Raw genomic sequence first — 17,676 nt, 5'->3', positions numbered from 1 at the left:
CCTCCGCGAATCGCCGATAACGGGACGGCGCCCGCGCTTGAAAGCGCAGGATTCGCCGATCGGGCCGGTCTCCGGACTCGCGCTGGCCCGAGGGCATCACACCGGCGCCTTCCCGCTTGCGCAGTGGCTGTGGCCGGTGGATGGAGCCGTTCTGGGCGGCTCCTCACGCTTACCGTTGCGGGGGCAGTGCCGGCCTTGCCACGCGTGTGGCGCACCGGCTTCCCGTTTCATCCCCGCCCGCTTCAGGCCGGCGGGGACACCCGAACAACGCAATGTTAACGCCTGGCCCGCGCGGAAGCGAGCCAGTGCGGCGGCGTCGGATCAGGCGGCGTAGACGCGCTCGCCGCCGATCCAGGTTTCGGCCACCGTGTGGTCGTCGTCCATCACCACGAAGTCGGCGCGATAGCCGGCCGCGATGTGGCCGTGGGTGGCTTCCAGCCCGAGGAAGGCGGCCGGATAGGTGGAGGCCATGCGGGCCGCCTCGGCGTAGTCCACGCCTACCATCTCCACCGTGTTGCGCACCGCGGTGGCCATGTCCAGCGCGGAGCCGGCCAGCGTGCCGTCGGCCGTCTGGCAGACGCCGTCGCGGACGGTGATCGTCTCGCCCTTCAGGACGAAGTTCGGATCGTCCGACCCCACGGGTGGCATGGCGTCGGTGACCAGCATCATCTTCTGCGGCGCCTTGGCCGCGATGGCGACACGCAGCGAACTCGGGTGCACGTGGTGGCCGTCGACGATCAGGCCACACCAGCTGGCGGCGTCTTCCAGCGCGGCGCCGACCACGCCGGGCTCGCGGCTGGTGAACGGCGTCATCGCGTTGAACAGGTGCGTGAAGCCACGCACGCCGGTCGCCAGGGCCTGGCGGGTGGTGTCGTAGTCGGCGGCCGTATGGCCGGCCGCCACGATCACGCCATTGGCGACCAGCTGTTGCAGCACCGCCGTCGAGGCGCGCTCGGGCGCTAGCGTCAGCAGCGTGACGCCACCGTGCCGCCGGGCGACCATGGCCACGTCGTCGGCGTCGGCGATACGGAACTTGGCCGGATCGTGCACGCCCTTGCGCTCGGGTGCGATGAACGGGCCTTCGAGGTGGATGCCGAGCACACCCGGCACGCCCTGGGCCACGGCATCGTTCACCGCGTCGATGGCCTTCGCCATCACCGCGGCATCGTCGCTGATCAGGGTGGGCAGGAAGCCGGTGGTGCCGAACTTCGCGTGCGCCTGCCCGATGCGACGGATGGTCTCGACGGTGGGCACGTCGTTGAACAGTACGCCGCCGCCGCCGTTGACCTGGCAATCGATGAAGCCTGGCAGCAGCGCGCGGCCACCGAGGTCGTGGCGTTCGGCCGCGCGCACGCGGGGATCGGACGGCAACGCCAGCCCGGTGATGGTGCCGCCGTCGATCAGCACGGCAAAGCCACCCTGGAAGCCGTTATCGGTCAGCACGCGGCCGTTGACGAGGGCGATGGTCATGGCGATTCCTATACGTGGGACGAGAGGTCAGACGGTCTCGGTGACCTTGTTGAGGTGCGGCGGCACGTCGGGGTTGAAACCGCGCGCCAGCGCCAGCGCGGCCGTGGCGCGGTAGAAACTCTGCACGGTGATCAGCGGTGCGGCGATGGGCGCGGTGGCGACCAGCGGCAGCACGCCCTCGCCCGTGGCGCCGGGTGCGGCGATCCACACGTTGGCGCCGCGCTTGCGGAACTCCGCCGCGATCTCCAGCACGCCGGGCAGCGTGTCGTCGTTCTGCGCAAAAAACAGCACGGGGAAATGCGGGCCGACCAGGGCCATCGGGCCGTGTTTCACCTCGGCCGCGCTGAAGGCCTCGGCGTGCAGGTTGCAGGTTTCCTTGAACTTCAGCGCGGCTTCCAGCGCGCCGGCAAAGCCGAAACCGCGGCCGACCACGAACAGGTTGTGCGCATCGACCAGGCCCTCGGTAAGTGCCGACCAGTCCGCGTCCCAGCCCTGGCGAAGCTGCGCGGGCAGGGCCGTGATGGCGTCGGCGATCTCGGCGCGGCCGCTCCAGCGGGCGGCGATGTGCAGGATCGCGAACAGCGCGCCCAGGTAGCTCTTGGTCGCGGCGACGCTGGTTTCCGGGCCCGCGTGCAACGGCACGACCACGTCGGCCACGTCGGCCAGCGGGGAATCCACCACGTTGACCAGGGCGACCACATAGGCGCCGGCCTTCTTCGCGGCCTCCGCGTTGCGCACCAGGTCGGGGCTCTTGCCCGACTGCGAGACGGCGAGGTACAGCGCGCCGTCGAGGCGCTGTGCCGCGTGATAGATGGAGGTGACCGACGGCGAGGCCGACGCGGTGACCACGCCCAGCTGGGTTTCGAACACGTACTTGGCGTACATCGCCGCGTGGTCGGAACTGCCGCGGGCGCAGGTGATGACCATGCGCGGGGGCTGGGCACGAAGCCGGTCGGCAAGGGCGCCGATCACGCTTTCGTTGAGGGCGAGCTGCCGTTCGACCACCTCGGCCGTCTCGTGCGCTTCGCGGTACATCAGGGTGTCTTGCGGCTGGGTGGTCATAGAAGTGGTGTGCCCGTCAGTCGCTTTGCAGTTCGGCGACGAAGTCGTAGATGTCCCCGCGATACCAGGAACAGGTGAATTCGACGATGCGGCCGTCGTCGAGAAAACTGCGCCGCTCGATGTTCAGGCCGGCGCTGCCGGCACCGAGCCGGAGCAGCCGGGTCTGGGCCGGGCCCAGCACCACCGCGCGCAGGCGTTGCAGCGCGCGCCGCGGGCGATTGCCCAGCGTGTCGAGCGCTTCGTAGAGGGAATCCTCGACCAGGCTGGGGTCGGGCAGCAGGCTGAGCGGCACGGCGCTGCGCTCGATCGCCAGGGGCTCGTCGCCGGCATAGCGCAGGCGGTGAAGGCGCACCACCTGGGTGCCGGGCGAGAGGTTCATCGCCATGGCTTCCTCGGGGGTGACCTCGCCGATGGCCCGCTCGAAGAACTCCGAGCGCGGGTTGAGCCCGCGGGCGCGAAGATCCTCGGTGAAGCTGGTCATCCGCGACAGCGGCTTGACGATGCGCTCGGAGACGAAGGTGCCGGCGCCATGGCGCTGGGTGAGCAGGCCATCTTCGACCAGCCCGCCGATGGCCTTGCGCACGGTGACCCGGGACAGGGTGAGGGCCCTGGCCAGGTCGCGTTCGCTGGGCAGTGCGTGGCCGACCTGCACCTCGCCGTTCTCGATCACCGTGCGGATGGCCCGGCGCAGGCGCATGTACGCCAGCGGCTGCCGGGCGGCCGGGTCGTGCTGCAGGCGCTGGTACTCGGCGACGAGGGCGGTTTCCATGCCGGGAAGATACCAATCCACAACCACTGCGGCAAGACTCATTCGCGCGTCTCACAAAGCCTTTGGATTCAAACGCCTGTTTGCACGATCCAAATCAGGAAAGTAAACGTTTGCGCCGGTGGCGCGCCGATCTCCCGAGGCGAAATGTCGCGCCGATTGGTACGGGGCTGGTACGTCCTGGTATGTCACTGGTACGATCCTCCGGCACCCTCCCGTTTTGCAAAGGCCACTGTCGTGAGCGCCCAACTCCTCCCGATCGAACCCTTCGACCTCGTCATTTTCGGCGGCACCGGCGACCTGGCCGTGCGCAAGCTCCTGCCCGCGATGTGCCAGCGTTTCGTGGATGGCCAGATCCAGCCGCGCAGCCGCATCCTCGGCGTCGCCCGCGAGGGCCTGGACGATGCCGGCTACCGCGACCTGGTGCGCGGTTCGGTCGAGCAGGGCGTCGCCCATGTCGCCCCCGCCCAGCTCGAGGCGTTCATCGCCATGGTGGGCTACCTCTCGCTGGACGCACGCAAGGAAGAAGGCTGGGACGACTTTTCCGCCCTGATGCAGGTGGAGCCCAACCACATCCGCGTGTTCTACCTGTCGACCGCGCCGGACATCTTCACCGACATCTGCCAGCGCCTCGGCGCGCTTGGCTTCAACGGCGCCCGTTCGCGCGTGGTGTTGGAAAAACCCATCGGGCGCGACCTGGAAAGCGCCAACGCCATCAACGATGCCGTGGCCCGCGTCTTCAACGAATCGCAGACCTACCGGATCGACCATTACCTGGGCAAGGAAACGGTGCAGAACCTGCTGGCGCTGCGCTTCGGCAACGCCCTGTTCGAGCCGCTGTGGAACGCCCAGCACATCGACCACGTGCAGATCACCGTCGCCGAGACGGTCGGCGTCGGCCATCGCGCGGGTTACTACGACCGCGCCGGCGCCCTGCGCGACATGGTCCAGAACCACATCCTGCAGTTGGTCTGCATGCTCGCCATGGAGCCGCCGTCGTCGCTGGCGCCGGACGCCGTGCGCGACGAGAAACTCAAGGTGCTGCGGTCGCTGCGCCCCATCGACGCCAGCAACGCCGCCCAGCTGACGGTACGCGGGCAGTACCGCGCCGGTGCAGCCGAAGGCCAGGGCGTGCGGGGCTACCTCGACGAGCTGGGCAGCGACCAGTCGCGCACCGAGACCTTCGTCGCCCTCAAGGCGGAGATCGGCAACTGGCGCTGGGCGGGTGTGCCGTTCTACCTGCGCACCGGCAAGCGCCTGCCCAGCCGGGTCTCGGAGATCGTGGTGACGTTCCGTGCGTTGCCGCATTCCATCTTCGATCCCACCAACGGTGCGCTGCTGCCCAACCGCCTGACGCTGCGCCTGCAGCCGGACGAAGGCGTCAAGCTGTGGCTCACCATCAAACATCCGGGTCCGGGTGGCCTGCGCCTGCGCCACGTGCCGCTCGACATGAGCTTCGCGGCGGCGTTCGGCGTGCAGCAGCCCGACGCCTACGAACGGCTGATCCTCGACGTCGTGCGTGGAAACCCCACCCTGTTCATGCGCCGCGACGAAGTGGAAGCGGCATGGAACTGGGCGGGTCCCATTCTCGACGCCTGGGAAGCCGGCGGTGACACGCCGAAGCCGTATACCGCGGGTACCTGGGGTCCGAGCGCCGCCGTGGCGCTCATCGAACGCGATGGCCGCACCTGGGCCGAGGACGCAGCATGAACGCCACGATCCACAAGCACGATTTCGCCGACAAGCTCACCCTTGCCGACCAACTGGCCCGGGACATCGCCGGCAAGCTGGAAGCCGCCGTCAAGGCGCGCGGCAAGGCCAGCCTCGCCGTGTCCGGCGGCAGCACGCCGAAGCAGATGTTCGCCGTACTCGCCCAGCAGGAGATCGACTGGTCCAAGGTCACCATCACGCTCGTCGACGAGCGCTGGGTGGACGAGGACAACGAACGCTCCAACGCCGCCCTGGTCAAGGATCACCTGATCCGGCACGAGGCCCACGTGGCGGCGTTCCAGCCGTTGTTCGACAAGTCGCACGCCGACGACGTGGACGCCGCGCTGGATGCCGTGGGCGAGCGTGTCGATGCACTCGGCAAGCCGTTCGACGTGGTCGTGCTCGGCATGGGTCCGGACGGCCATACGGCCTCGTTCTTTCCCGGTGGCGACCACCTGGCCGAGGCACTCGACCTGAAGGGCACGCAAAGCGTGCTGTCCATGCGTGCCGAGGGCGCGGGTGAACCACGCATCACCCTCAGCCTGCCACGCCTGCTCGATACGCGCACGCTCTACCTGCACATCGAAGGCGCCGACAAGAAGGACGTGCTGGCCAAGGCCGAGGCCGGCGCGGACCTGCCGATCGCCGCGGTGCTCACGCAGGATCGTGTCCCGGTGGATATCTACTGGGCCGCCTGATCATCGTTAAATCGCCGCGCGATAACCGCGCGGCACCTCGCCGCTCCGGACACATGTCATGACCATCCATCCCATCGTCGCCGAGGTGACGCAGCGCATCGTCGAGCGCAGCCGTGCAACGCGCACGGCCTACCTGGCCAGGATCGACGCCGCGCGCGGCAAGGGCGCGAAGCGCCACCACCTGTCCTGCGGCAACCTTGCCCACGGCTTCGCCGCCTGCGGCGAGAACGACAAGGACGCGCTGCGCAACGGCCACGCCTCCAACATCGCGATCGTCACCTCGTACAACGACATGCTCTCGGCCCACCAGCCCTACGAGCGCTATCCCGAACTGATCCGCCAGGCCGCACGCACGCTGGGTGCCACGGCGCAGGTGGCCGGTGGCGTGCCGGCCATGTGCGACGGCGTGACCCAGGGCCGCCCCGGCATGGAGCTGTCGCTGTTCTCGCGCGACCTGATCGCCATGGCCACCGCGGTGTCGCTGTCGCATGATATGTACGAGGGTGCCCTGTACCTGGGCATCTGCGACAAGATCGTGCCGGGTATGCTGATCGGCGCGCTGAGCTTCGGCCACCTGGCCAGTGCGTTCGTGCCGTCGGGCCCGATGCCGTCGGGTATTCCCAACGAAGAAAAATCCAAGGTCCGCCAGGCGTTCGCCGCCGGCAAGGCCACGCGCGCCGAACTGCTCGATGCCGAGGCCCGCTCGTACCACGGCTCGGGCACGTGCACCTTCTACGGCACCGCCAACTCCAACCAGATGCTGATGGAGATCATGGGCCTGCACCTGCCGGGCGCCAGCTTCGAGGCGCCGGATACCCCGCTGCGCGACGCGCTGACCCGCGCCACGGTGGCGCGCGTGCTGGCGATCGACACGCTGGGCGACGACTATCGCCCCATCGGCCGCATCGTCGACGAGCGCGCCGTGGTCAACGGTGTCATCGGCCTGCACGCCACGGGCGGTTCGACCAATCACCTGCTGCACCTCGTGGCCATCGCGCGCGCGGCCGGCGTGGAACTGCGCTGGGACGACTTCGACGCGTTGTCCGCCGTGGTGCCCCTGCTGGCGCGCGTCTACCCGAACGGCTACGCCGACGTGAACCACTTCCACGATGCCGGCGGCATGGCTTTCCTCATGGACCAGCTGCTGGACGCCGGCCTGCTGCATGGCGACGTCGACACCATCATGGGCCACGGCCTGGACGCCTACCGCCATTTGCCGGTGCTGGAAGGCGACACGCTGACCTGGAAGCCGGTGTCGAAGGAAAGCGGCAATCGCGGCGTGCTGCGCACGATGGCGGAGCCGTTCCGTCACGACGGCGGCCTGCGCATGCTCAAGGGCAACGTCGGCCGCGGCGTCATCAAGGTGTCGTCGGTGCCGGACGATCGCATGGTGATCGAGGCGCCGGCCATCGTCTTCGACGAACAGGACGACGTCAAAGCCGCGTTCGACCGCGGCGAGCTGGATCGCGATTTCATCGCCGTGGTGCGCTTCCAGGGCCCGCGTGCGCGCGGCATGCCCGAGCTGCACAAGCTGACACCGACGCTCAGCCTGCTGCAGGATCGCGGCCACCGCGTGGCGCTGCTGACCGACGGCCGCATGTCCGGCGCGTCGGGTCGTGTACCCGCGGCCATCCATGTCACGCCCGAGGCGGAAGCCGGCGGCCCCATCGCGCGCATCCGCACGGGTGACATGGTGCGCCTGGATGCCGTGGCCGGCAGCATCGAGGTGCTGGTGCCTACGGACGAGTGGGAACGTCGCGTTCCCGAACAGATCGACCTGGCGGTGCACCACACCGGCATGGGTCGCGAACTTTTCGCCATGTTCCGTCAGTCCGCCGTCACGGCCGACCTCGGTGCCGGCGTCTTCTGATTCACCGGAGCAGTACCTGATGAGCAACGAAGCGAAGCAACAGAGTGTCGAATCCGCGTTGCGCCTGGCGCCCGTGGTGCCGGTGGTCATCATCGAGGACGCCTCCAAGGCCGTGGGCATGGCGCGCGCGCTGGTGGCCGGCGGGGTTCCCGCCATCGAAGTCACCCTGCGCACGCCGGCGGCCCTCGACGCCGTGCGGGCGATCGCCGCGGAAGTGGAAGGCGCCTTCGTCGGCGTGGGCACCGTGCTGACGGCGCGCGATCTCGAGAACGCGTTCAAGGCCGGCGCGAAGTTTGCCGTGTCGCCCGGCAGTTCACCCCGCCTGCTCGATGCCGCCGACGACCACGAACTGCCGCTGCTGCCCGGCGCGGCCACGTCCAGTGAAGCCATGGCCTTGCTGGAACGCGGGTATCGCTTCCAGAAGTTCTTTCCCGCCGTGCCGGCCGGTGGCCCGAAGCTGATCGGCGCCTGGGCCAGCCCGTTGCCGCAGATCCATTTCTGTCCTACCGGTGGTATCAGCCTGGCCAATGCGCCGGATTTTCTTTCGCTGCCTAACGTCGTGTGCGTCGGTGGATCGTGGCTTACGCCTGCCAAGCTTCTTGCGATGTCGGATTGGGCGGCCATCGAAGCATTGGCGCGCGAGGCGGCGCAGTTGGGTCGCTGAGTTGGTTTGAGCTATTGGGGATCGGGGGGGGCGGGGATCGCCCACATCGTGGGCTCCTACGGGGTTTCGATGCGTTGCCGTGGCGTGGGATCGCCCACATCGTGGGCTCCTACCGGGGGCATCGATGCGGTGGGGTCGGCAACCGTTGCGGTGGTGGCGGTTGTAGGAGCCCACGATGTGGGCGATCCACGCGTACCGTGCGGCGATCAGCCCGCCATCACCGCAATCGCCCCCAGCGCCACCACCAATCCGCCCCAGTTGATCCACGACAGCTTCTCGCGAAACGCCAGCGCACCCACCAGCGCGCCGAGCACCATCACGCCCACGTTCATCGCCGCGAACACCCGCGACGGATCGTTCGGCAAGGCGATGTGCGCGCGTACGTAGAACAGGATGTTGGCGAAGTTGGCCGCGCCCAGCACGACGCCGAAAACGATGCTACGCCACGACAAGGCCGCCGCGCCGGCGATGGCGCGGCCGACGACGACCAGCCAGCAAAGCACCATGGCGATCAGGAACGAGACCAGTAGCGCACTGGCGAACGGCGCACCGGCCTTGGCCAGCAGCTTGAAACACAGGTCGATCACGCCGAAGCCGGTGAACACCGCCAGGGGTGCAAGCCAACCCGCGCGAGCCGTGGTGCCGTCCGCTTTGCCGCCCACGCTGCCGTGTTCGAAGCCGCCGCGATCGCGCCGCCAGATCACGCAGACCACGGCCACCAGCGCCAGCGCGATGCCGGCCAGTTTGCGCGTCGTGGCGGGTTCGCCCAGCAGCGCGAAGGCGGCGATCAGCGGAATCACCAGCGACAGCCGTTGCGCCACGTCGGTGCGCACGATGCCTGCGGCGCGCACCGAGCGCGCCAGCATGAGGAAGATGGCGGGCAGGAACACGCCGAGCAGGAGCAGCGGCGCATAGGTCGCCGGCGCGGCGATGGCGGCGTCCGGGCGGGCATCCAGCAGCAGCCAGGCCAGGGCCGCGGCCACCACGTAGTTGGTGGCCACGGCCTGGACCATGTCGACCTGGCCACGCCGCGCCAGCTTCAGCAGGATGGAAACGGCCACGCTGAACGCGATGGCGAGGACGACATAGACCATGGACAGTGCCACCGAGGGGACGAAGACGCGCAGGATCGCACGTCACGTCATGTCACGCGGCGTGACCTTCGATCACAGCGCGCTCGGGCACCGACGGCAAGGCCTCGTCCACCGTCAGTGGCGCGTCGCCGGCCAGCAGTTCCGTCGCCTCGGCATGATCGGCCACCGCCGGCGGCGAACCGCGCAAGGGCATGCCGGCCGTTTCGCGCACGAACAGCATGGTGACCAGTCCGATCACGGACGCGCCCATCAGGTAGTAGGCGGGCAACAGCGGATCGCCCGTGCGCTCCACCAGCCACGCGGTAACCAGCGGCGTGGTGCCGCCGAACAGCGAGACCGACACGTTGAACGCGATCGACAGCGCGCTATAGCGCACCGGCGTGTAGAACAACGCCGGTAGCGTGGCGGGCATCGTGCTGGTGAAACACACCAGGGCCACGCCCAGGCCCATCAGGCCGGCGAAGATCAGCCAGTCGTTACCGGTGCCCACCAGCCACAGGCACGGGATGGCGAGGACGAACATCGCCACGCACGCGCCGATGATCATCGGCCGACGCCCAAGGCGATCACTGAAGAAGCCGCCCACCACGTTCAGCGGCATCATCACCAGCATGACGATGAGGATCAGCAGCAAGCCCTTGGCCTCGCTGTAGCCGAGCGTCACCGTGAGGTAACTGGGCATGTAGGTCAGCAGCATGTAATCGGTGACGTTGAACACCAGCACCAGCCCGATGCATTTCAGCAGCTGCGGCCCATGCACCGAGACCAGCTCCTTCAGCGACACGCGCGAAGAGTCGCCGGCCGCTTCCATGGCATCGGCATGCGCCTTGAACGCCGGTGTCTCCTCCAGCTTCATGCGCATATAGAGGCCAAGCAGGCCGAGCGGGCCGGCGACGAGGAACGGCACGCGCCAGCCCCAGTCGAGCATCTGCTCCGCACTGAGCAGGGTGGTCAGCGCGGTAACCACGCCCGCGCCGGCGATGTAACCGCCCAGCGTGCCGAACTCCAGCCAGCTACCCATCTGCCCGCGGCGTGCATCGGTGGAATATTCGGCGATGAAGGTGGCCGCACCGCCGTATTCACCGCCCGTGGAAAAGCCCTGCAACAGTCGCGCGAGCAACAGCAGGGCCGGCGCCCACAGGCCGATGGCGTCGTAACCGGGAATCAGGCCGATCGAGAACGTGCCCGCCGCCATCATGATCATGGTCGCCGCCAGCACCTTCTGCCGCCCGAAGCGGTCGCCCATCGGGCCGAACACCAGGCCGCCGATGGGGCGCACCAGGAACGCCACGGTGAACGTGGCGAAGGTGGCGATCACCTGCGCCGCGGGGCTGCTGCCGGGGAAGAACACGTGCCCCAGGGTGACGGCCAGGTAGCCGTAGACGCCGAAATCGAACCACTCCATGGCGTTGCCCAGCGCGGCAGCACCCACGGCACGTTTCAACATGGCCTGGTCGACGATGGTCAGGTCGTCGGGTTTGAGGTGTTTGCGACGGCGATGGAACCAGCCGAAATGGGCTTCGTGCCCGTGGCGATCTTGCATGGATGTTTGATCCTGTCACGCGAGCGGGCACAGCACGAGGTAGCCGGTGCTTGCCGCCCAAGGGAAAGGGATGCGCCGCGCCAGACGGCGGCGCGCGAACGGTCCATCAAAGGGACGCGTGGTTGCCGGCAGGTTGCATCGAAGCACGACGCGGCGCGGACAACCCCGGAAGTATACGTAAAACGGTGTTAAGCGCCCGTAGGCGGGCGACGCGGCGCCGTGGAACCGCGCACGACGAGATCGGGACTGAAGCCCTCGTTGCCCAGCGCGTGCGCGGGGTCGTCGTGCTCGATCTCGGCGATCAGGCGTTGCGCGGCATGGCGTCCGATTTCCTCGGTGTTCTGCCGCGCGGTGGTCAGTGCCGGCCACGATTGCTTGGAGAACGGACTGTCCTCGAAGCCGGCGATCGACAGCTCCCAGGGCACATCCACCCCGCCCGAGCGCGCTGCGGCCAGCACGCCGGCGGCGATCTCGTCGTTGGAACCGAAGATGGCGGTGGGCGGTTCCTTCAGCGCCAGCAACCGGCGTGCGCCACGAAAACCGTCGTCGAACGAGTAGTCGCCCTCGACCACCAGTTTCCGGTCCACGGGCAGGCCGTATTCGCGCAGGGCATCTTCATACCCCTGGTAGCGCTCCGGGCTGGATCGATGCTCCTTGCCGCCCCACAGGAAACCGATGCGGTGGTGGCCCAGCTGGATCAGGTGCTCGGTGATGGCGTAGGCGGCGTCGCGGTCGTCCACGAACACGCACGGCCAGCCGTCTTTCGGATCCTGTCGGGCGGAAATGATGCGTACGAAGGCCACCTTCTGCTCGGTGAGCGCCGTCAGCAGTGCCGGCTGCTCCGACATCGGCGGACACAGCACCAGGCCAGCCAGGCGGTTGCGCCTGACCAGGTCGCACAACTGTTCCGCAAGCCGCGGCACGGACGAATCGCACGGGTGGATCTGCAGGCCGAAGCCACGCTCGCGGCACACGGACAGCACGCCGTTCTGCATGGCGATCACGTAGTGCGCGTTGGGGTTGTCGTAGACCAGGCCCAGGGCATAGGTGCGCTGGCTGCGCAGGCTGCGTGCGGCCTGGTCGGGCTGGTAATCCAGCGCATCGATGGCACGCTGCACCTTCTCGCGGGTGCGCGCATGCACGGATGCCTCGTGGTTGATGACACGGGAGACGGTCTTCAGCGACACGCCGGCCCGCTCGGCCACGTCCTTGATGGTGGGACTACGCAATCGACGAACCTCGTAAGCAAGACGGCCATCCTACTGGATGGCCGTCGTCGAGCGAAGATGCCGCGGCTTACGTGCGGGCGTGCTGGCCCACCCGGTGGCCGGCCGCGCCGTAGTAAAGGATGTACAGGTAGCACGGCACCATCAGGCAGAGGAACACGGCCTGGAAGTCGTGGGTCTGCTTCAGGTGCGCGAACAGCTGCGGGATGACCGCGCCACCGGCGATGCCCATGATGAGGAAGGCCGAGCCGAACTCGGTCAGGCGCCCCAGGCCCTTGATCGCCAGCGGGAAGATCGCCGGCCACATCATGGCGTTGGCGAAGCCCAGCGCGGCGACGAAGGCGACCGACGTGTAACCCGTGGTGACATAGGTGCCGATGGAGAACAGCACGCCCAGGATCGCGGAGATCGCCAGGTAGCGCTGCTGCGAGACGAACTTCGGGATCAGCAGCAGGCCGGCGATGTAGCCCAGCAGCATGGCGAACAGCGTGTACGAGGTGAAGTGCTTGGTGTCCTCGGGCGTCATGCCGAAGCCCTGGCCGTAGGTGCCGATGGCGTCGCCGGCCATCACTTCCACGCCCACGTAGACGAACAGGCACAGCACGCCCAGCCACAGGTGCGGGAAGCTGAAGACGCTGCCCTTGTCGTGGCCGATCGCGCGCTCGGAGTTGTCGTGCGAGGCGCGAATCTCCGGCAGCGAGGAACGCACCACCCAGATCGCCAGTACCACCAACAGGGCGGCCATCACCATGTACGGCATATGCACCTTGGCGGCGAAGGCGGCCAGCAGGGCATCCTTCTCGCCCGGCGTGGCAGCCGCGGCGATCTGCTTGTCGAAGGTGCCGATGTTGCTCATCACCACCGCACCGAAGACGAACGGCGCCAGCGCGCCGGCGATCTTGTTGCAGATGCCCATGAACGCGATGCGCTGCGCCGCGCTGTCGATCGGGCCGAGGATGGAGATATACGGGTTAGACGCCGTCTGCAGCAGCGAAAGACCCGCGCCGATGACGAACAGACCGACCAGCGCGCCGGGGTAGATGCGCATGGTGACGAACTGGCCGAACAGCACCGCACCGATGGCCATGACGAACAGGCCCAGGCCCATGCCCTTCTTCATGCCGGTGCGCTTGAGGATGAACGACGAAGGCAGGGCGAGGAAGAAGTAGGACAGGTAGAACGCCATCGGCACGAGGAAGGCGTTGACGTCGTCCAGGTTGAAGGCCAGCTTGACGAAGGTGATCAGCGGGCCGTTGAGCCAGGTCACGAAGCCGAAGATGAAGAACAGGACGCCGATGATGATCATCGGGACCAGGCTGGAATGGCGCGTCTCTTCGACGGCGACCGGTGTGGACGACATGACTTACCCCTCGTTGTTGAACCCCGAATTGTCCCTTTATTGACTCGGCCGCGTAACGTTGTCAATCGGCAGCGAGGTTCTTGCGAAACCAGGGGCACCGTGTTGCGACTTTCGATGTGGCGGCGCGTCACGAGCCTTGCGGCATGGGAGCCGCCGTCGCAGCGGCGTGCGCAAAGGCATGCATCGCGTGCAGCCGCCCTGTGGTGCGGATCATTCCTGTTGCAGCGCGTTATGGATTCCACGTTGTCCTAGCCATTTGTCCTGTTGACAACGTTGTCATCGCGCTCACAGACTCATGGCGAATCAGGGGCACCAAGGGGCAAGGCGTGGGCGAATCGGCCAACCAGCGGGACATCGTGCGTGCGTCGCGTAGCGGGGCGTTCATCGCCGCCGACGTGGGCGGCACGCATGCCCGCATCGGCCTGGTGCGCCGGCCGCCGGGCGCCGCGACCATCGACGTGCTGCATTACGAGCGTTATGCCTGTGCCGACTGGCCCAGCCTCACCGCGGTGCTGCAGGATTTCATCGGCCGTCTGGACGACCGCGACGCCATCGAGCATTGCGCGGTCGCCAGCGCCGGTTATGTGCTGGGCGATGCCATCGTCAACGAGAACCTGCCCTGGCCGGTGTCCATCGGCGATATCCGCGACACGCTGGGCCTGCACGGGCTGGCGGTGGTCAACGACTTCGAAGCGGTGGCCTACGCCTGCCAGTTCCTGCGCAGCCACGAGACCACGCCGATCATCCATACCGCCGCCGAGCCCGCCGTGGGTCCGATCCTGGTGATGGGACCGGGCACGGGCCTGGGCTCCGCGGTGCTCCTGCCGGGATCGCCGCACGCGACCGTGCTGGCGACGGAAGCCGGACAGATCTCGTTCGCGCCGGGCAACCCGCGCGAGGTGGCCATCCTCGGTGAGCTCGCCCGCGGCCGTGACTACGTGTCGTACGAAACCGCGCTGTCCGGCCCTGGCCTGGTCAATCTCTACCGCGCCACGTCGACGCTGCGCGGGTCGGCCGCCACGCTGACCACGCCGGCGGCCGTGACCGCCGCCGCGCTCGATGGCAGTGATGTCGCGGCGGTCGAGGCACTGGATGTGTTCTGCGGCGTGCTGGGCAGTTTCGTCGGCGACCTGGCCATGCTTTACGGCGCGCGTGGCGGTGTGTTCCTGGCCGGGGGCATCCTTCCCCGCATCCGCGACCACCTGATCGCCAGCAGCTTCGCCAACAGGTTTTTCAACAAGGGCGTCATGCGTCCCTTTCTCCAGCAAGTGCCGGTACGGCTGATGGACCATGGGCAGTTGGGGGTGATCGGTGCCGCCGGTCTCTACCTGCACGGTTCGAGCGTCCAGTGAAGGGTGGGAAAGGCAGGCAGGCTCGGCAAACCACGGGGTCGCAAGACCTTTCGATAGCAACACAGCACGGCGCGGTCGCGAAACCCGTCGACGCTATTCCTCTGAGGGGAGGACACCATGTCGCATCGTAGAAACCTGCTCACGGCGAGCATCATCGCCGGATTGTGTTGTTTCACCGGTATGGCCGCCGCGCAGGACGCGCCGGTCCCGCCTGCGAAACCGCAGACCGCCCAGGAGAAAGCGGACGCCGAGAAGGCGGCGCAGCTCGAGGGCATCACCGTCACCGGCATCAGGGCAAGCCTCGAGAAGTCGCTGGACACCAAGCGCAACGCGGACGCCATCGTCGAGGCGGTCACCGCCGAGGACATCGGCAAGTTCCCGAACACCAACGTCGCCGAGGCGATGACGCAGATTCCCGGCGTCACCATCGATCGCCAGTTCGGCCAGGGCGACCGCGTGTCGATCGACGGCACCGATCCCAGCCTCAACCTCACCTTCCTCAACGGGCAGCCGGTGTCGCAGACGCCGTGGCAGTACGGCGCGCAGCCGAACCGCGGTTTCGACTTCACCATGCTCGCCCCGGAAATCGTCGGCCGCCTGGAAGTCTACAAGTCGCCCGAGGCGCGCCTGACCGAAGGTAGCCTGGGCGGCACCGTGCTGCTGCACACGCTGAAGCCGCTGGACCTGCCCGCCAACACGGTGCGCGGTTCGTTCGGCCTCAACTACAACGACCAGGGCACGCCGGGCACGCGTCCGAACGGCTCGGCGCTGTACAGCTGGAAAAACGATGCCAACACCTTCGGCATGGTCACCTCCATCCAGCATTACGAAGAGAAGATCGATCGCCAGGGTTTCGAGATCTTCAGTTACAGCCCGGTGTCCAAGTGGGCGTCCAGCCCGGCGGTCGCCGCAGGCATCGCCAACGGTTCGCTCGATCCCAACGCCAAGGTGCCCGACGAGATCAACTCGGCGTGGTTCCAGCAGAAGCGCAAGCGCGACACCGCCACGCTCGGTTTCCAGATCCGTCCCACGGACAACTGGGACATCGACATCAACAACCTGTTCGTGCGCGAGAATTTCGACAACTGGAACCAGTCGCTGTATCCGTTCACCGGCGCCACGCCGGGTAACGTGACCAGCTTCAACCAGGGCCCGAACGGCGTCGTCACCGGCGGCCATGTCTGCGGCAACGACGATCCGGCCTGCCCGGCCATCGCGCAGAACACCTTCGACAGCAACATCCGCAAGTCGGTGGTCCGCACCGTGGCCCACGACCTGAAGTCCACCTTCCACGGCGATGGCTGGCAGCTGGCGGGCGCGGCGGGTTACAGCAAGGCACGCAACGACAACATCTCCCAGGCGGTGATGGAGCCGGTCTACGCGGGCGGCTACACCTGGGACATCAACAAGGGCTTCAACTTCGACAGCCCGGCCGCGGCGCGCAACCCGGCCAACTGGCACATGGGCGACGTGCCCGGCCTGGGCGGCTGGCCCGGCAACTACGGCGACTACTCCGCGCAGTCGCGTGACACGTACGGCCAGCTGGACTTCTCGAAGTACTTCGACGGCTTCTTCAACGAAGTGGCCGTGGGCTACCGCTGGAACCGTCACGAAGAAGGCATGCAGGCGCATGTCTACGGTGGCAACGCACCGACCAACCTGCAGGACCTCGGCTTCGGCGGCTACACCGACACGCTGGATGCGCTGGGTGGCCTGGACGGTTCCGCCAGCCACGTGATGCCGGACCGTAACGCCCAGTACGCCTGGGTGCGCAACACCAACGGCGGCAACGAGGACCCGGGCACATACCTCAACGGCACGTACAAGCTGCTGGAGAAGACCAACGCGGCCTATGTGCAGGGCAACTTCGCCGGCGGCGGCTTCCACGGCAACATCGGCGTGCGCTACGTGGACACCAAGACCGACGGCACCGGCTTCAACTACAGCGGCGCGCCCGTGCTGCCTGCCCCGGCCGGTTCGTGGCAGACCTCGTCGCGCACGTCGAAGAACTGGCTGCCCAGCCTCAACGTGGCCTACGACCTCACCGATGAAGTGGTGCTGCGTGCCGCGGCGGCGAAGGTCATCGCCCGCCCGCCGTACAACATGCAGGTGAACAACCTGTTCCTCAACGACTCGGTGCTGACCGGCTCGGGCGGCAACCCGGACCTGAAGGACTACAAGTCGAAGAACTACTCGCTGTCCGCGGAGTGGTATTTCGCGCCGCAGTCTTATGTCGCAGTCACCGGCTTCCTCAAGCAGATCGACAACTACACGGTGGTCGATTCGGCCAACGAGCGGCAGTTCAACTCGGGCCTGGTCAACGATCCGACCACGTTCGCCCGCCAGGTGGCGCAGGGCCTGTGCACGGCCGACGGCTTCTGCACGTACTCCATCAGCCGGCCGCGCAACACCGGCTCGGGCAAGGTGCGCGGCGGCAGCATCAGCTACCAGCAGGCGTTCGGCGACACCGGCTTCGGCACCACGGCCAGCTACACCTACGCCAAGGGCACGCTCGATTCCGGCGGATCGCTGCCGTACAACTCGAAGAACGCGTACTCGCTCAGCCCGTACTACGAGATGGGCCCGTTCAGTGCCCGCGTGACGTACAACTGGCGCAGCAAGTACCTTGCCGGCGGCTACATCGCCGGTGCGCCGCCGGCCACCACGGCCGACTACGGCGACCTGGGCGCGACGCTGGGCTGGAAGCTCAACAAGAACGTGTCGTTCACGCTCGCCGGCATGAACCTGACCAACGAGACGTACAAGCAGTACCTCACGGTCACCTCGTTGCCGGTGGCCAAGTACACAACCGGCCGCCGCTACATGGCCTCGGTGCACTTCGACCTCTGATCGGCGGTAAG

At 67.5% G+C, this 17,676-nt stretch carries 13 protein-coding genes and 1 riboswitch; of the genes, 6 read left to right on the top strand and 7 right to left on the bottom strand.

Annotation, left to right across the window (positions count from 1 at the left end):
• Positions 1-45 precede the first annotated feature (45 nt).
• Positions 46-279, bottom strand: a riboswitch (cobalamin riboswitch).
• Between the two features lie 42 nt (positions 280-321).
• Genes nagA through AB8808_RS20365 form a run of 3 tightly spaced genes read right to left on the bottom strand, consistent with a single transcriptional unit; the run spans position 322 to position 3,301 of the window.
• A complete protein-coding gene (gene nagA, locus AB8808_RS20375; protein WP_369925473.1) occupies positions 322-1,470 on the bottom strand; it encodes an N-acetylglucosamine-6-phosphate deacetylase in 1,149 nt (382 codons plus the stop codon).
• 27 nt (positions 1,471-1,497) lie between these two features.
• Complete coding sequence (locus AB8808_RS20370) at positions 1,498-2,532, bottom strand: SIS domain-containing protein (protein ID WP_369925471.1); 1,035 nt, start codon at positions 2,530-2,532, stop codon at positions 1,498-1,500.
• 16 nt (positions 2,533-2,548) lie between these two features.
• Entirely contained in the window at positions 2,549-3,301 is a 753-nt protein-coding gene (locus tag AB8808_RS20365) for a GntR family transcriptional regulator (protein WP_036138859.1), read from the bottom strand.
• A 234-nt stretch (positions 3,302-3,535) separates the two neighbouring features.
• On the opposite strand from AB8808_RS20365, the gene zwf reads away from it, so the two are divergent.
• Genes zwf through eda form a run of 4 tightly spaced genes read left to right on the top strand, consistent with a single transcriptional unit; the run spans position 3,536 to position 8,240 of the window.
• Entirely contained in the window at positions 3,536-5,008 is a 1,473-nt protein-coding gene (gene zwf / locus AB8808_RS20360; protein ID WP_369925469.1) for a glucose-6-phosphate dehydrogenase, read from the top strand.
• On the top strand, positions 5,005-5,706 hold the full coding sequence (gene pgl / locus AB8808_RS20355; protein ID WP_369925467.1) for a 6-phosphogluconolactonase: 702 nt from the start codon (positions 5,005-5,007) through the stop codon (positions 5,704-5,706). The genes zwf and pgl overlap by 4 nt, the downstream gene beginning before the upstream one ends.
• A 58-nt stretch (positions 5,707-5,764) precedes the next feature.
• The gene (edd, locus tag AB8808_RS20350) at positions 5,765-7,576 is read left to right on the top strand and encodes a phosphogluconate dehydratase (protein ID WP_285403353.1); all 1,812 of its coding nucleotides are present in this window, start codon (positions 5,765-5,767) and stop codon (positions 7,574-7,576) included.
• Positions 7,577-7,595: 19 nt separating this feature from the next.
• Complete coding sequence (gene eda / locus AB8808_RS20345; RefSeq protein WP_369925466.1) at positions 7,596-8,240, top strand: bifunctional 4-hydroxy-2-oxoglutarate aldolase/2-dehydro-3-deoxy-phosphogluconate aldolase; 645 nt, start codon at positions 7,596-7,598, stop codon at positions 8,238-8,240.
• A 206-nt stretch (positions 8,241-8,446) separates the two neighbouring features.
• Here eda and AB8808_RS20340 read toward each other — a convergent pair whose 3' ends face one another.
• From AB8808_RS20340 to AB8808_RS20325, 4 genes are all read right to left on the bottom strand, one after another.
• The gene (locus AB8808_RS20340) at positions 8,447-9,334 is read right to left on the bottom strand and encodes an EamA family transporter (protein WP_369925464.1); all 888 of its coding nucleotides are present in this window, start codon (positions 9,332-9,334) and stop codon (positions 8,447-8,449) included.
• A gap of 52 nt (positions 9,335-9,386) precedes the next feature.
• Positions 9,387-10,877 carry a glycine betaine/L-proline transporter ProP gene (gene proP, locus AB8808_RS20335; protein WP_369925462.1) on the bottom strand — a complete coding sequence of 497 codons (1,491 nt, stop codon included), beginning with the start codon at positions 10,875-10,877 and terminating at the stop codon, positions 9,387-9,389.
• Between the two features lie 188 nt (positions 10,878-11,065).
• Positions 11,066-12,106, bottom strand: coding sequence for a LacI family DNA-binding transcriptional regulator (locus AB8808_RS20330; protein WP_369925460.1), 1,041 nt, complete (start codon positions 12,104-12,106; stop codon positions 11,066-11,068).
• 67 nt (positions 12,107-12,173) lie between these two features.
• Positions 12,174-13,463, bottom strand: a complete 1,290-nt coding sequence (locus AB8808_RS20325; protein ID WP_036138879.1) for a sugar MFS transporter — start codon at positions 13,461-13,463, stop codon at positions 12,174-12,176.
• A 326-nt stretch (positions 13,464-13,789) separates the two neighbouring features.
• Between AB8808_RS20325 and glk the strand changes: the two genes are divergently transcribed.
• Positions 13,790-14,815 carry a glucokinase gene (gene glk / locus AB8808_RS20320; protein WP_369925458.1) on the top strand — a complete coding sequence of 342 codons (1,026 nt, stop codon included), beginning with the start codon at positions 13,790-13,792 and terminating at the stop codon, positions 14,813-14,815.
• A 117-nt stretch (positions 14,816-14,932) separates the two neighbouring features.
• Positions 14,933-17,665: a TonB-dependent receptor gene (locus AB8808_RS20315; protein WP_369925456.1), complete on the top strand. Its 2,733-nt coding sequence runs from the start codon at positions 14,933-14,935 to the stop codon at positions 17,663-17,665.
• Positions 17,666-17,676: the final 11 nt, after the last annotated feature.

Origin of the sequence: Xanthomonas sp. NCPPB 2632, assembly GCF_041228075.2 — a bacterium.
GTDB lineage: Bacteria > Pseudomonadota > Gammaproteobacteria > Xanthomonadales > Rhodanobacteraceae > Luteibacter.
The sequence above is the reverse complement of the archived record's forward strand: the minus strand, read 5'-3'. Positions and strand labels throughout refer to the sequence as shown.